Source organism: Calditrichota bacterium (genome assembly GCA_013112635.1).
GTDB lineage: Bacteria > Calditrichota > Calditrichia > Calditrichales > J004 > JABFGF01.
Genome location: JABFGF010000001.1, coordinates 1,095,860 through 1,111,128, shown reverse-complemented (window position 1 = coordinate 1,111,128; position 15,269 = coordinate 1,095,860). Strand labels below are relative to the sequence as shown.

16 protein-coding genes are annotated in these 15,269 nt (G+C 35.8%); 11 read left to right on the top strand and 5 right to left on the bottom strand.

Annotated features, from left to right (window positions below; genetic code table 11):
- Window positions 1-17 precede the first annotated feature (17 nt).
- The 4 genes from HND50_04585 to HND50_04570 all read left to right on the top strand — a co-directional run bounded on the left by HND50_04585 (window position 18) and on the right by HND50_04570 (window position 2,876).
- A complete protein-coding gene (locus tag HND50_04585) occupies window positions 18-1,136 on the top strand; it encodes an MlaE family lipid ABC transporter permease subunit (protein NOG44481.1) in 1,119 nt (372 codons plus the stop codon).
- A 64-nt stretch (window positions 1,137-1,200) separates the two neighbouring features.
- Complete coding sequence (locus tag HND50_04580; protein NOG44480.1) at window positions 1,201-1,818, top strand: hypothetical protein; 618 nt, start codon at window positions 1,201-1,203, stop codon at window positions 1,816-1,818.
- A gap of 34 nt (window positions 1,819-1,852) precedes the next feature.
- A complete protein-coding gene (locus HND50_04575) occupies window positions 1,853-2,596 on the top strand; it encodes an ATP-binding cassette domain-containing protein (protein NOG44479.1) in 744 nt (247 codons plus the stop codon).
- Between the two features lie 19 nt (window positions 2,597-2,615).
- Window positions 2,616-2,876 (top strand): DUF493 domain-containing protein, encoded by a 261-nt coding sequence (locus HND50_04570; GenBank protein ID NOG44478.1) that lies wholly within the window; start codon window positions 2,616-2,618, stop codon window positions 2,874-2,876.
- Here the strand turns inward: HND50_04570 and HND50_04565 are convergent, their stop codons facing one another.
- Window positions 2,877-3,317: a hypothetical protein gene (locus tag HND50_04565; protein NOG44477.1), complete on the bottom strand. Its 441-nt coding sequence runs from the start codon at window positions 3,315-3,317 to the stop codon at window positions 2,877-2,879. It abuts the gene before it with no gap.
- A 243-nt stretch (window positions 3,318-3,560) separates the two neighbouring features.
- Between HND50_04565 and HND50_04560 the strand changes: the two genes are divergently transcribed.
- From HND50_04560 to HND50_04530, 7 genes are all read left to right on the top strand, one after another.
- Window positions 3,561-6,806: a T9SS type A sorting domain-containing protein gene (locus HND50_04560; GenBank protein ID NOG44476.1), complete on the top strand. Its 3,246-nt coding sequence runs from the start codon at window positions 3,561-3,563 to the stop codon at window positions 6,804-6,806.
- Between the two features lie 135 nt (window positions 6,807-6,941).
- Window positions 6,942-7,577: a hypothetical protein gene (locus HND50_04555; protein ID NOG44475.1), complete on the top strand. Its 636-nt coding sequence runs from the start codon at window positions 6,942-6,944 to the stop codon at window positions 7,575-7,577.
- 294 nt (window positions 7,578-7,871) lie between these two features.
- Entirely contained in the window at window positions 7,872-8,453 is a 582-nt protein-coding gene (locus HND50_04550) for a T9SS type A sorting domain-containing protein (GenBank protein ID NOG44474.1), read from the top strand.
- A gap of 84 nt (window positions 8,454-8,537) precedes the next feature.
- Window positions 8,538-9,278 carry a type 1 glutamine amidotransferase gene (locus HND50_04545; protein ID NOG44473.1) on the top strand — a complete coding sequence of 247 codons (741 nt, stop codon included), beginning with the start codon at window positions 8,538-8,540 and terminating at the stop codon, window positions 9,276-9,278.
- Window positions 9,279-9,468: 190 nt separating this feature from the next.
- Complete coding sequence (locus tag HND50_04540; protein ID NOG44472.1) at window positions 9,469-9,696, top strand: ferrous iron transport protein A; 228 nt, start codon at window positions 9,469-9,471, stop codon at window positions 9,694-9,696.
- 9 nt (window positions 9,697-9,705) lie between these two features.
- Window positions 9,706-11,865: a ferrous iron transport protein B gene (gene feoB, locus HND50_04535; protein NOG44471.1), complete on the top strand. Its 2,160-nt coding sequence runs from the start codon at window positions 9,706-9,708 to the stop codon at window positions 11,863-11,865.
- A 38-nt stretch (window positions 11,866-11,903) separates the two neighbouring features.
- Entirely contained in the window at window positions 11,904-12,107 is a 204-nt protein-coding gene (locus HND50_04530; protein NOG44470.1) for a hypothetical protein, read from the top strand.
- Between the two features lie 70 nt (window positions 12,108-12,177).
- Here the strand turns inward: HND50_04530 and HND50_04525 are convergent, their stop codons facing one another.
- From HND50_04525 to HND50_04510, 4 genes are all read right to left on the bottom strand, one after another.
- Window positions 12,178-12,927 carry a hypothetical protein gene (locus tag HND50_04525; protein NOG44469.1) on the bottom strand — a complete coding sequence of 250 codons (750 nt, stop codon included), beginning with the start codon at window positions 12,925-12,927 and terminating at the stop codon, window positions 12,178-12,180.
- 72 nt (window positions 12,928-12,999) lie between these two features.
- Window positions 13,000-13,677 (bottom strand): hypothetical protein, encoded by a 678-nt coding sequence (locus tag HND50_04520; GenBank protein ID NOG44468.1) that lies wholly within the window; start codon window positions 13,675-13,677, stop codon window positions 13,000-13,002.
- Window positions 13,678-13,742: 65 nt separating this feature from the next.
- A complete protein-coding gene (locus tag HND50_04515) occupies window positions 13,743-14,513 on the bottom strand; it encodes a hypothetical protein (GenBank protein NOG44467.1) in 771 nt (256 codons plus the stop codon).
- A 23-nt stretch (window positions 14,514-14,536) separates the two neighbouring features.
- Window positions 14,537-15,268, bottom strand: coding sequence for a hypothetical protein (locus HND50_04510; protein NOG44466.1), 732 nt, complete (start codon window positions 15,266-15,268; stop codon window positions 14,537-14,539).
- Window position 15,269: the final 1 nt, after the last annotated feature.

Here is a 15,269-nt window from a genome sequence, read left to right as displayed (position 1 = left end):
TAATACGAACCTTAAATATGTTAAAAAAAAATCCTGATAAAATATTAGAAAATTATCACTTTGAAGAGGGCACGCTAATCTTTAGCAGCCAGCTTACACTTAACGAAGTAAACCGTATTAGCGCTAAGTTGATCAAAAAAATTCGCAATTATTCCGAAAATGAACTGCGGATAGATTTGAGTGAAGTTACAAAAATGGATAGTGCCGGCGCGGTTTTTCTTGGTCACATCCCCAAGCAGCTTCCTAAAAAAAATATTAATATTATTGTTAGTGGCGCCAGCGAAAAAATCCAAAATATTATTGATACGTTCTCAGTACCCAAAGAGCTCACCCGCGAAGAAATTGAACGCACCGGCCTTTTTGAGAGAATAGGCCGCAAGACTTACGATTTCCGCAGCAATGTGGTTGGCGATTATATTTACCTGATGGCCGATTTGGCATATTGGACGGTTCTTGGATTTTTTAATCGTCGGGAACAACGAAAGGGCGAGGTTGTAAACCAGGCCTTAAATATTGGGGTTAATGCTTTGCCGTTGATTGCTTTAATGGCATTTCTAATTGGACTTGTTCTGGCATTGCAATCTGCTGCACAGCTTAGACAATTTGGGGCAAACATTTTTCTTGTAGATTTGGTAGTCATTTTTATGACGGCAGAGATGGGGCCTCTGTTGACGGCTGTTATGATTGCCGGGAGAAGTGGCTCGGCGATTGCATCAGAGCTGGCCAGTATGAAAGTGGCAGAGGAGATTGACGCTCTTAATACACTGGGGTTAAATCCAGTGCGTTACCTCGTTGTTCCTAAAATGCAGGCGAGCATTTTAACACTTCCTTTTCTTACACTGCTGGCTGATATTTTCGGTATTTTTGGTGGGATGATTGTTGCCTTTTTATACCTGGATATTTCGTTCTTTTCCTTTTTTCACCGCATGGCCGATTCTCTTTTATTACGAGATATTATCACCGGAATTATTAAAAGTCTTGTCTTTGCAGGGATAATTGTGCAAACCGGTACTTTTTTTGGCTTACATGTGGAAGGTGGAGCTGTAGGTGTTGGCAAGTTTACGACAAAGGCAGTGGTGACTTCAATATTTTTAGTGATTTTAGCTGACGCCATCATGGGATTGTTGTTTTATTAGTGTTAGAAATTTGAAAATTGAACTTTAAAATGTAATCGAATCTTGAGAAAATAGGAAACTCATAATGTTTAAAGTTTTAGTGATTTTAATCCTGACTTGTACGATAACTTATTCGCAAGGGAAAAACACATATGGTGTTAAGCTTGGATTTGTAAACTCTTCAATTAATAATGAATCTGATCACACAAGTTTAAATCTATTCAATGATACCCGTCTTGGCCCAAGTTTCGATATTTTTTTTGTTACAAATTTGTACAGTCATTTAGCAATGGAATTCGATTTGGGTTTTGTCCAAAAGGGCGCATCAGATAGATTGGCTGTAACAACTCCTGACCAGCCTTTTGGAACTGGTGAGTATATTGGTCTGGATTATAAGTTAGATTATATAAAATTAAGCAGTTCCCTAAGTACAAAATTTGTAATCGAAGTAACAGAATTTCAACCATTTTTAGGCCTTTCCTCAAACTTTTTAATTGACGATAAAGGATTTAATATAGATGATTTGACAAGTTTTAATTTTGGCTATTTATTTGGTTTAAAAATAGTTTTTAATAATTCTATGAAAAATCCAATCTTTTTAGAAATTATGCGTGAAATAGATTTTGATCATTTCTATAAAAATCATTTTTTGGAATTAAATAGCGCTTATTGGGGATTCAAATTAGGATTTTATTATAATTAAAGAAAATTAGCTCGATTTTGTGATAAAAGAAACCATGCTAAAAGAAATAATTCGTGTAGATAACCTGGCCGCAACCTTTGGCAAAAACCGTGTCCTGAAGGATATTTCATTTTCTGCTTATGAAAATGAAATAACTGTAATTCTTGGCACAAGTGGTTGTGGTAAAACAACTTTAATGAAGCACCTTGTCGGCCTTTATCCTGTGCAGCAGGGAGAGGTTTCTATTTTAGGCGAACGGACTGACTTAATGCAAGAAGAGGAGTTTTCAAAATTCCAGTTAAACATGGGTGTTTTGTTTCAAAATGGTGCATTGCTAAATTCATTGTCTGTGGAAGAAAATATTTCTATTGCACTGGAGCAACACACGAGACTAAGCACACAATTGATTAAAGATTTGGTAAAAGTAAAATTAAATCTTGTAAACTTAGCACACGCAATCGATTTATCACCGGAACAGCTTTCCGGCGGAATGTTAAAAAGAGCGGCACTGGCACGGGCTATTTCCATGGATCCACCACTGCTGTTTTGTGATGAGCCATCCGCTGGTCTTGATCCTGTGACTCTTGCCGGTTTGGATGAGCTGTTCTTAAAATTAAAACTACAAATTGGCATCACCATAATTTTAGTAACCCACGAAGTTTCAAGCATAAAAAGATTGGCTGACAGAATTATTTATCTTGAAAAAGGCAGGGTTTTGTTCGAAGGACCTTTGGAGAAAGCTTTGAATAGTGGCATCCCGCAAATTGGTGAATTTTTTGAGAAAGCTGAAAGCCATTAATTAAATCAAAAAGGATAAAATGAATAAAAAGATAGAAGACGCAAAAATCGAATACCCTTGTACCTGGGATTATAAAGTAATTGGAAGTAATTATAAAAATGTTGAGAATGCCATTAAAAGTATTTTGTCGGAAAAAAAGTATACATCAAAAAAATCCAATATGAGCAGCAAAGGTACTTATGTAAGCGTGAGTGTATCATTGGTAGTAGAAAACGAAGATATCCGAAATAAAATTTTTAATGATCTCAAACAGCATGAAAATATAAAAATGGTGTTATGATTATGCTACATATTTTATTGGCGTTTTTTCATGTTTGAATTGTGTTCGTGCGTTTCCAAAACGAATTCCCTGCCTGATTAGAAACCTGTTTAGAAACGGGACCTTATTTGCCTTCAAAAGCTTCATAAAAAACTTATCTGCAATTTTTACATATTTTTTTTTGGGAATTTCAGAACCGTCTTCGGCTATAAACTGGTATAAAACATCATGAACCAAGCTTGGAATAATGGTGTCTGTACTTTCAAACCATCCTGTCATTCCATCCCATGCATAGTCCGGGAAAACGACCAGTTGCCCATCCTTAAATATTTGGGCAAATATTTTGTCATCGGTTTTGATTTCTGCATCGTATCCGGTAAATATAGTTGGGATATCAATTTTCTCATCAAGACGATATTCATATCCTTTTAAAAAGAAGATATTTGTGGTCCTGTTTTCCATGGAAACCTCCTTTGCATTTTCTACTGATAGTTTTCCAAAATAGACTTTGAGATGATTTTTTACAATAAAGAAACTAAGATTTGCTAATACCTACCATGCGGTAAACATTACAAAATAGAATCTTATTCCAATCTTTAAAAATAATTAAATTATCACTTTTCCCTTTTTTTTGTGCGTTATCCTGATGTAAGAAATTTTGAATGTTTTTAGATCATGATATTTTTTTAGAAATCAGGAGGAAGTATGAACGGAATATTTTTTTTATCAGCAGTAAGAAAGCATTTAAGCTTTTTTTATTTTCTTTCAATCCTTGTTTTAGTTTCAGCTGGGTTTTCGAAATCCGATCAGGGATATGAACCAGGTGAAATGATAGTTTTAAAAGCTGCCGATGGCTCATTCACAAATTTGGTTGCAGGTGCTGATGATGATGGTGACACAATTGAAAACGCCCTTGAAATTAGCGGCTATACTTATTCAATTCTGGATGGCCTGCAGCCATGGGACGGTGATAGCACTAAGAAATACTATATTACCGATCCTTTAAAATGGAGCACAGATGGTGATCCGTATAGTGATTATATGGAAGTCTCCGGGATAAATATGCCAGCTGCAATTTCGCCACCGGAAAATCATCCTCTTGTTGCGGCACGGCCTGTAATTGTCATAAAATTAACTGATTACGATGTAATTCCTCTGGCAACAATTACCGACACAAAAGGTGGTGAAGAGAGCAGCTCATTTACAAACGAAACCTCAAACTCAAACACTGTCAGCGCATCAGTGACGGTTGGCGCAGAATTAAATCCATTTAAAATGGCAAGTGTTGAAGTGACCGCTTCTTATTCGCATACATGGACAAATACACAGAGTTCAACAAGTAGTTTTGGAAGTAACTGGAGCAATACGCGGACGACTCAACCAGATCAGGCAGCAAAGCTTAAATTACGAATTTATATGGAAAATATGGGCGGTGCTACAGCACTAGAAGTAACCCCTACAATTAATTTGAGCCTTGGTAAAAAAACAATTGCCACATTTATTCCAAGCCAGGTTGCCAATATCTTAACACCTCCGGGAACTTCAGACAGCCGCTTTCCCAAAACGGGGACTATAGTGGTAGAAAAGGATGAAAGCAACAATGATATAATACTAACTCTGGATGAATTACGCGCCATCCAAATGGGGACTCCTTTGTCTTTGGAAGTAATCCAGGTAAGCGCAAAGGTTGTTCGTTGGAATCCTAATGACCAGGATTGGAACTCTGACATTGATTGGGCCAGCTTTGAGAGTGAAATTGATCCTGTTTCCGTAGATGTGAGAGCTGAAATGGGCAATGGAACCAATCGCCGCTACCAGGTTTTTGCCGGAACATCGTACTGGGATCCTGAATTTGATTTTGAAGATATTGCATCTCTTATTTTTGATGTTGAAAAAACGAATGACGGTACTACAATTGAAGGTAGAAAATACCCCGATGATTGGTATTTATCCTCACCGTCACCGGAAGTAATTAATGAATGGGAAACAGCTGGCCGTCCGGGAAATATGCTGGGTTTGAGAATGTACAAAAATACTAAACTGGTAATGATGAGTCCGGGTGATGATCCTAAACCGGCAGTTAGCCTTGCCAGCTATAGCGCGGATTATAAGCACGTTTTAATTAGTGCTTTACCAAATAATTTTCCAATTCTTTCCGTAACGGCAGAAGTGCCGGTAAATGGGGAAACTAAAACATTTATCCTTAAACAGGGTGAAAATTCTTTTTATACAAATGAAGTTGAATTAGAAAGTATTCCTGATGGGCCGGGAACAGTTACGGTTGAGAATGCACGTGGTGATAAAATATCTACAACAATTTTGCTTCCTGCGATTTATGCAAATGCCAAAGATGTAAAAGAGTTCAGCTCATTTTTGCCTGATCCAGGCGCGGAATATTGGATTTATCAAAATGGCGATGAAGACAAACCTATGTTGCTGTATTGTATCTTTTTTGATCCTGAAACACATGCTGAATTAACAGAGCCGCGAGAATATCTTTCCATAGAAAATACTTCGGGAAATGTGTATTCGGATTATGTTGCTTATGATGAATTTTACAGGTTCAATTTTAATAAAATACGAATAAACCCTTCTACACTTAATGTTGATATTAATGACAAAACTTTTAATGAAAGTGAAATAATTGTTGGCACAACTATACCGGGTTGGATCGAAAACTCAGCTCAGGTTGGACGCGTTCAATGGGCTTATCCGGAAACTGATAGCGGGGCTACCCATATTGATCTAACTGGAACACCTTTTCATTTTGCAACAACAGTCGATTTCACCTTGCATTCAGATGCCACAACTATAATTAATAATTCCAGAAAAAAGCTGGATGTAACAAGACGCAATCTGCAAAGCTGGGATTATTATGATTATAACGGCGTTGCAACGGACTCAATACAACTGGTTTTTGATTATGAAGCTGTCCCAGTAAAGAACGGATTACAGGAATTAGGAAATGCCTTGCATGTAAATCCGAGCGACAACTCAGGGTATATCTCCGTTGGAGATCCACCTGCATTAAGAATGACAAATAAATTTACTATTGAAGCCTGGATTTATCCAACAGGCCCGGGCATTGATGATACATGGGGCGGAATGATTATAAACAAAGAAGGCGAATACGAGCTGTTTCGTGCAAAAGATGGTACAATACGTTGGGCAATTTCCAATACTTCCCCGGATTGGAGTTGGAGGAGCACACATTACAACGCTCCTGAAAATCAGTGGTTGCATATTGCTTTGGTGTATGATGGGGAATATATAAAAACATATTTCAATGGCGTACTTTTTCATAAATATGCCGGGAGTGGATCAGTTAGAAGCTACTATGAAGAATGGCGCCATTTCTGGATTGGAGGGCGGCAAGCGAGCAATACTCAGCGTTTTCAGGGTGTGATTGATGAAGTTCGGGTTTGGAACCTTGCCCGTAGTGAATCGCAACTTCAATCAACTTACAATGATACTTTGAATGCTGCATATTATTCTACAGCTGATAGTGGTTTGGCTGGCTATTGGCGCTTTGATGAAATTGAAGATCTTGGCGATGGTGTCATCATTACTCAGGACCTTTCCCTAAATGACAACCAAGGGCAACTTTGGGGAGATGTAGTAATAACAGGTCTTCCAACAGATATTGATGACAATTTATCAAAATCACCCGAGAGCTATATGTTAAAACAGAACTACCCCAATCCTTTTAATCCCGTAACAACTATAGAATATAAACTGGTTAAACATACAAATATTAACTTATCTATCTACAATATGATGGGCCAAAAAGTAAAAACCCTGGTTGATGGCAGACAAAATTCCGGCGCGTATATTTTAAAATGGGAAGGTCTCAACTATTCAGGAAATCAGGTTGCAAGTGGCACTTATATTTACAGAATGATTATAAATGGTAAATCTGTTTTAACCCGCAAAATGATTTTAATACGATAACAATAGGTGAATTAATTTACCGCGGAGTTCGCAGAGAACGCTTAGGAATTACAATGGAAACTAAAATAATTCTCAGCATTTTGCTGGTCTTCGTGGAAAAATCATAATCTTTGCTTTGGGAAGTTGGAAGGAAATGTGCATAGAATATTAAATCTATTTTTGATATCATTGATATTAATATTAGGAGAATTAAACGCTCAAAATCCGGGTGGTAGTGTTTTTAGTGGAAATCAGATTCTTGATTTCCACTTTTATTTTAACCAGGAAAACTTTCTTGATTCTCTTTATCAAAGTCATGAGAATGAAGAATATATTCCTGCAAATGTAGAAATTAAAGGTGTTTTGTATGATTCGGTTGGAGTGCGCTTTAAAGGTTTTTCATCTTTCCATGCTTATCCTGGCCATAAAAAATCCTTGCGTATTAAGTTTAATAAATTCAAAAAAAGCCATCGATTTGACGGATTAAAAAAAATTAATCTCAATAATGGATGGAGCGATCCATCACTGCTCAGAGAAAAATTATATCTGGACTTTTTGTACGAAAATAACGTCTCTGCACCAAGGGCAAATTTCGCGAGGGTTTATCTAAATGGTGTTTATTGGGGATTGTATTCCCTGGTAGAACATGTGGACAAAACTTTTCTAAATACGCGTTATGATAATAATGATGGCAACTTGTTTAAAGCAGAAAGATCGGCAGAATTAGACTGGAAAGGTGAAGATCAGCAGAATTATTATGAACACTATGCCCTAAAAACAAATGAAACATAAAATGACTGGAGTGATCTTGTCAATCTGATTGATCAGGTAAACAATTCACCCAACCAGGATTTTAGATCAAAAATAGAAGAAGTTTTAAATATCTCCGGCTTTATTAAAATTTGGGCTGCCAATAACCTTTTTGTAAATCTCGATTCTTACCTGGGATCTGCTAATAATTTTTATCTGTATAATAATGAGAAATCTAATCTGTTTGAATGGATCATCTGGGATGTCAATCTTGCTTTTGGCTCAAGAGGTGACCGAGATACTTTAGATATTTTTTATAATGAAAACCAACGTCCATTGCTAAACAGAGTGCTTCTGGAAGAGCCTTATAAAAAATCCTATATAGAAGAATTACAAAGTTATTTGCAAAACGGATTTGACGAACAAATTCTGTTTCCCAAAATCGATTCGTTGTTCAATTTTATAAAGAATGACTATTTTGCTGATACTCTGAAAATGTATTCAAATGAACAGATTGTCCAAAATTTGGAAGAAAAAGTTGGTTTAGTACCTGGCCTCAAATCGTTTATTGCAAACCGCAAAAAAAGCGTAACCACACAGCTTGATTCTTTGATAACCTCAACAAAGGATAAAAACAATCTCTCAAATTCTCCTGATTTTCAGTTGTTTCAAAACTATCCTAATCCATTTAATCCAATCACGACTATTTCTTTTGAATTGAAAAAGGCCAATCATATTATCCTGGATGTTTATGACATGAATGGCCGTAAAATAGTAGCTTTGATAAACCGGGAACAGAAAGCAGGGCAATATTCGGTCACCTTTGATGCCACCGGATTGGCAAGCGGCGTTTATCTTTTTAACCTGAACGTTGCTGGTAAATTTAAAAAAACCGGCAAAATGATTTTGATACATTAGTTAATTTGATTGTTAACTTTCCTTGATTTATAAACTGCATTTTTTGTAAGCTCCGTTTCACATTTTTCCAGATTAATTTTCCAAATGAAAAAAAATAAATCCGATCTTAAAATACTTCTTTTGCAAATCCGCCATGATGAGCGGGTCAAAATTGAAGAACATAATAGCTTTGCGGAATACAGCACACTTCATAAAAATCAGATTGATATTTTAAATGTTTTTGACAGACCCGACTTTAAAATAACTGAAGTTGAAGGTTATGATGCTTTGTTTGTTGGGGGTGCCAGTAGTGCAAATGTTTTGAAGCCGGATGAAAATCCTTTTTTAGAAAAGTGCAGGGAATTACTGCGCCATTGTTTAAAAAATGGTATTCCGGTTTTTGCCAGTTGTTTTGGTTTTCAATTGGCCGTTCAGGCCCTTGGCGGGGAAATTATCCATAAGGAAAAAGATTTTGAGATGGGATGCCTTCTAATTTCTCTATCTGAAGCAGCACAAAACGATCCTCTTCTTTTTGATACTCCAAATAATTTCCTTGCGATTACAGTCCATCAGCAATTGGCTTTAAAAGAACCGGATGGTTGTGAGTTGCTTGGTTACACTGAAAATTGCAGCCATATTTTTCGTGTAAAAGGAAAACCATTTTGGGCATTTCAGTTTCATCCCGAAGTTGATAAAAAAACTATGGTGGATCGCCTTACAATCTACAAAAAAAAGTACACAGATGATGACACTCATTTGGATGAAATCCTTTCATCTGCTCAAGAGACACCAGAATCGAATATTCTGGTGCAGAAATTTGTAGAGAGAGTATTGCTCCTGAAATAAATTTAGATCTCGGCAGCTCTATAAAACTCCTTTTTTCCACTTTAAGCTCCAATATTCAATATAATCCTGTTAAGTCCGAAAATATATTTAATAAAACTTAGCCTAGAGTAGATTTATTCGATTTGAAGTATTAAATTAGCATCATGTATGTTAACTATGCCTAGCAAATGTAAAGTGAGTGATTTAAGAGATGTTAACCTTAAATGATTTAAAACCCGGTGATAATGCAATAATCAGTGAAGTACAAAACGGTTCTGCTGATATTGGGTATTTAATGGAACTTGGAATTATGGAAGGAACACCGGTTCGTTTCGTGAAAAGTGCACCATTAGGAGATCCCATCGAAGTAGATTTACGCGGATATCATTTATCCATTGCCCGCTCTAAAGCCCAGTCAATTTTAGTTGAGAAAGAGTAGAATTGATTAATGGCTCAATTAGAAACAAACCCCATTAGCACAATTTCTCAGGAAAAAGTTATTAAAGACATTGCCCTTGTTGGTAATCCGAACACTGGTAAAACGTCTATTTTTAACCTGCTTACAGGAATGCGTCAAAAAGTTGGCAATTACGCCGGGGTAACTGTAGAAAGAAAAACAGGCGTCCTGGAAGGGCCGGGCTATAAATTAAATATCTTTGACCTGCCTGGTTTATATAGCCTTATCCCAAAATCAATTGATGACAAGATTGCTGCGGAAATAATGTGTGGAGCTGACCCATCAATTGATTTAAAACTTATTGTTGTTGTTTTGGATGCCGGTAACCTAAGCCGAAATTTTTACCTGCTTTCGCAGATCCTTGATCTGGGAATTCCTGTAATAGCAGCCATGAATATGATGGATGTAGCTGATCAAAATGGATTGCAAATAGATGTTGAAGCTCTAAAAAAAGAATTTGGTATTCCCATAATTCCTATCGTTGCCAATAAAAAACGCGGTATTGATTTTCTTAAAAAGGCGATTTTTAAAACTTTATCTGGTGGTAATAAGGCTACTATAAAAAAAATTCCAATCTCAGAAGAAATTGACAGTTCGCTAAAACCAATCGAAAAAATCCTAAATGGAGAAGTTGACAGAAATCCGGATTTTCATAAAGCACAGGCGCTGCGATTTTTATCCAGCGATCTTGCCGTTCAGAGTTGGACAAATGAACCGAACAACCAATCGAATAAAGAAAATCTTGAAAATGCAGTAAAAGAAGCGAGACATTCTATAACCGAAAAAGGTTTTCATTGGAGCATGCTTGAAACGAAACTTCGCTACAAATGGATTGATGGAATTGTCAAACAACATGTTTTGTCAACAAAACCTAAAGACTATTCTCAGAGTGATAAACTTGATAAAGTTTTGACAAACCGTTTTGCAGGCCCTCCAATATTTTTAATAATTTTTGCTCTTATTTTTCAAACTATTTTTACCTGGGCAGAAGTCCCAATGGATGCGATTGATGCCGGGATTGTTTGGATTGGTAACCAGATTACGGCAATTTTACCGGCTGGTGTTTTGCAAAGTATGATTGTTGATGGCGCTATTGCAGGTGTTGGCGCTATACTTGTTTTTCTGCCACAAATACTGTTTCTCTTTTTCTTTTTATCAATCCTGGAAGATACGGGATATATGGCCCGAGTAGCTTTTATGCTCGATCGGGTTATGCGTGTTATCGGGCTTTCCGGGCGTTCTGTTATTCCTTTGCTTTCATCATTTGCTTGCGCTATTCCCGGCATTATGGCTACGCGTACAATCCATAGTTGGCGTGACAGGATGGTTACGATTATGATTGCGCCATTTATGAGTTGTAGTGCAAGGCTGCCGGTTTATGTTTTAATGATTGGAGCATTTATTCCACAAGGTACAGTTTTCGGATTTATTTCTTATGCTGCTATTACGTTGCTGGCTATGTACACACTCGGGATTGTAGCTGCTGTTGTTGTTGCTTTTATTTTTCAAAATTTTATACGGAAAAGTATGCCAACTTCCTCGTCCTTTGTAATGGAATTACCTCCATATCGCAGGCCATCATTGCGTTGGACAACTTTGCAAATGTATGAACGCGCCAAGATTTTTGTTCAGGATGCCGGAAAAATTATCCTTGCCATGTCGATTGTTTTATGGTTTCTTGCTTCCTACCCAAAAGCTGATGAAATCGATGCAGCAAATGGGGTGAACCAGATTGAGCAAAGTTACGTCGGGCAAATAGGGAAATTTATTGAGCCGGCCATAAAACCACTAGGCTTCGACTGGAAAATAGGCATCGGACTGCTAACTTCTTTTGCAGCTCGTGAAGTTATGGTTAGTACTTTGGCCACGATTTATAATGTGGAAGGTAGTGATGAATCTTCGGTTAATCTGAAAACAGCATTGCAAAATGATACAGATCCGGAAACCGGAGAGCCGTTGTATTCATCTTTAATGGCAATTTCTCTTATGGTCTTTTTTGTTCTGGCCTGCCAATGTATGGCAACGGTGGCCATTGTAAAACGTGAAACAAACAGTTGGCGCTGGCCGCTTATTATGATTGGCTATATGACCGGATTGGCATACTTTGCTTCACTGGTTGTTTACCAGGGTGGCTTGATACTTGGTTTTTAAGTGAGAAAAAAAAGTAAGAAGTAAGAAAGCGATAAATTATGTTTCAGGAAATAGCGACATTTATTTTTGTTTTACTTGCGGTTGGTTTCTCAATCCGCTCATTATACAAACAATTTTCCTCCACAGAAGATGCCGGTTGCACATCATGTCCTGATTGTACAATCCCTGCATCAGACTCAATGCATTCCAGCTATTTTAAAGAAAAACGGCAACGGGATATTAAATATACGAAAATCAAATAGTCAATATTATTTTCTAATAAAGAAGTTTACGCTTTGCTACCGGCGAGTATACTTCAAAAGAATTTTAACATTATTCATTTTCTTTTATCTCTATATCTAATAAATCTAAAATTTCAACAATTCGTTTTCTTAAAATAACTGATTGGACATTTGCTATGTTATTTGTGATGATGCATCTAACAAGATGATCTTCATAATCAGGATGCAGCAGGAGCCTGGTAAAATCCTCATTATGCTTTGTATTACCGATACCTGATTTAAATAAAGGGCTTACAGCTTTTTTGTCAATCTGAAACTTTTTTAAATAATTACTTTTTATCAGTTTGTTTCTTCCCGTTCTTAGTTGGTAATGCTCAATTAGAAAAGGAAGATATACTTCATCTCTATATTTTTTCCATGTTTCTTCCGACTCAGTTATCTGAACTACTTCGCTTGTCCAAAAGGACAATAGTTGCTTTAAACTATCACTTTTTATTAATCGCAAGTTTCCAGATTTGGCCAAATCATTTACGATCGGATCAAACGTTGCATAACCAATTGTCACGGCTATATGAAAATCAGTACTATCTTTATTTTTTTTAGGCGAATCAATATATTGCAAAATATTAGAAGCAGATTTCACGATTTCTTCCCGGATAAAAATTTTATTATCCAATTGATCAAGATTACTTTTAAACTCTATCAGCAATTGATTAAGGATAGAGTTTTCTTTTATGCGATCTTTTCTACTCTCATTCCAATTGTTAATCTGCAGTGCAATCAAAATCCCAATTACTACTAAAAGAATTTCCCCAATGGCATAACGCAGGTACTTAGCCACTTTATTTTCCGTGGCAAGTTGTCTACGGATATTTCTAAAGAATTTTAGCATATTAATTAACCATCATTATTTTTATATATTTTCACCTTTTATCAAATTTAAAACCTGTTCATATATCCTCTTCAGTTCCTCTTCATTTTTTAGAGCTATCTGCCGGTTCTCAATAAATGTCCCTCTGACTACCAACCAAAATTCAGGGACATTGAAGAGATTTCGGGCATCATTTTTTCCCTTACCTTCACTCATATTTAGCGCTATAGCTTTGGGATAAACCGATTTTAGCAAAATCTCATTTCCCATATTTCTAACATAATTCGTAACGGCCATTTTTTCTTCAGTAACATCTATCAATGAGGCTAAAAGATATTTAAGCTTTTTATTTTGTATTGCATTTATTTGACCTGAAGATAGGATAGAATTAAGAATTCCTTTTTCCATATAATAATTTTTGCCTTTTAAAGCCCAGACATAATTCATAATCGTATTGTTTGAAATCTTGGTCAATTGCGATTTGTCATTAAATAGTTGTCTTAATTTTTGTGCACTATCCAGAGAATTACGATGCTCAGTGGTTAATGCTTTAAGAGATTTAATATTTGAAGCGATTTCTATTTTTAAATCATTTAGTATTGTTTGTTCAGCTTTGTTAATCTTTCGCTGCTCATTCCAGTTGTTAATCTGCAAGGCAATTAAAATTCCAATAACTACCAGCAAGATTTCACCAAGGGCATAACGAAGGTATTTGGCCACTTTATTTTCCGCGGCAAGCTGTCTACGGATATTTCTAAAGAATCTTATCATTGATTTCTTTCATTTTATTCTGGTTTTTCAAGTATTTTAAGTTCTGTTTTAATCTTTTTAAGCAAATTTATTGTCTTCCTCTGTGCATCTTTTATTGGCCTTTCAATAAGCCAACCCATTTCATTTCTAAGGGTGCGAACAAAATATAAATATTCCTGGTCATGCTTTAATTTTTCATAATTAATGGGAACCATTTCTCCTGAAAAGTCATTATCAACAACCGTATAGTCTCCATTCCAAAAATCACGAAATCGGGTATTTAATATATTTTTGCTTGCATCAAAAACAATGTCTGCATATTTCGTTTCAAAACTTACTATCCACTCATCCGAGTCGTCATAAAAAATCACAATGTCATTCCTTAGTTCCTGATTAGAGATTAAATCCAGGCCAATGGATTTTAAAGTTTCAAATACTCCATTGTTAAGCCCGGATGTTAACCAAACATTGGTAGTTGCAAAGAAGTGATACTTTAGTGAGTCATTATTTGGCAAATCATTTTGTAAATGGTTTAGAATAATATTCATAGATGACTTTGAATTTTTATGCATTGCAAGGCTTTCTTCAAATTCTTTAAGGTCATCCTTAAGTTGTTTATCAAATGCCTTAAGAATCTCAATTTCTTTTGTTCTTCGAATTTGTTCTTGATTCCAATTGTTAATCTGCAGTGCAATCAAAATCCCAATTACTACCAGTAGGATTTCACCAATAGCGTAGCGCAGATATTTGACCACTTTATTTTCAGTGGCTTGTTGTTTGCGGATATTTCTGAAGAATCTTAGCATATTTTTGATACCTTATAAAATAATTATTGATTTCTTTCTTTTAGATATGGCTCAATCTCTTCAAATAATGAATTGATCGCTTTTATCGTTTTGGTAAAAAAAGCAATGTGATTAATTTCTAAGGTTTTATATCTATAGTTAACAATATTCTTGTAATAGGGATCATTCCAGATTTTGTTATAGTCTATAGGCTGTGCTGAAACTGAAAACTCAATTTTTTGAAAATTATTTAGATAGTAAGGTCTTATCACATCATTGACATGAATTTCAAAATTTTTCAAGGTGAACACCTGGGCATAGTTATTTTCAAAAAGGTGTACAATTTTTCTCCGGATCTTTTCATTTTTTATTAAATGAATCCCTGATGTTTTGAGATCTTCGTAAAAAGCTTTATTCAATGTTATGTTTCTCATTCCATAAACCATTCCAAAAAGGGTGTCTAATTCTGCGTTATATGGATTATCAGGATCATCTAATACTTTCTCCAGCTCTTTGATAGAATATTGAACCTTTTTTAGCTTTTTAAGCTCCTTCTCCAACTTATCTCTGTCTAAAGTAAGGCCATCCACCAATTGATTAAGCACTTTTGTTTCTTTTACCTTGGCTTTCTGATTTTCATTCCAATTATTAACTTGTAAAGCAACTAAAATTCCAATCACCACCAACAGGATCTCGCCAATAGCGTACCAAAGGTATTTTGTCACCTTGTTTTTTGCAGCCAGTTGTTTGCGGATATTTCTAAAGAATTTTAGCATT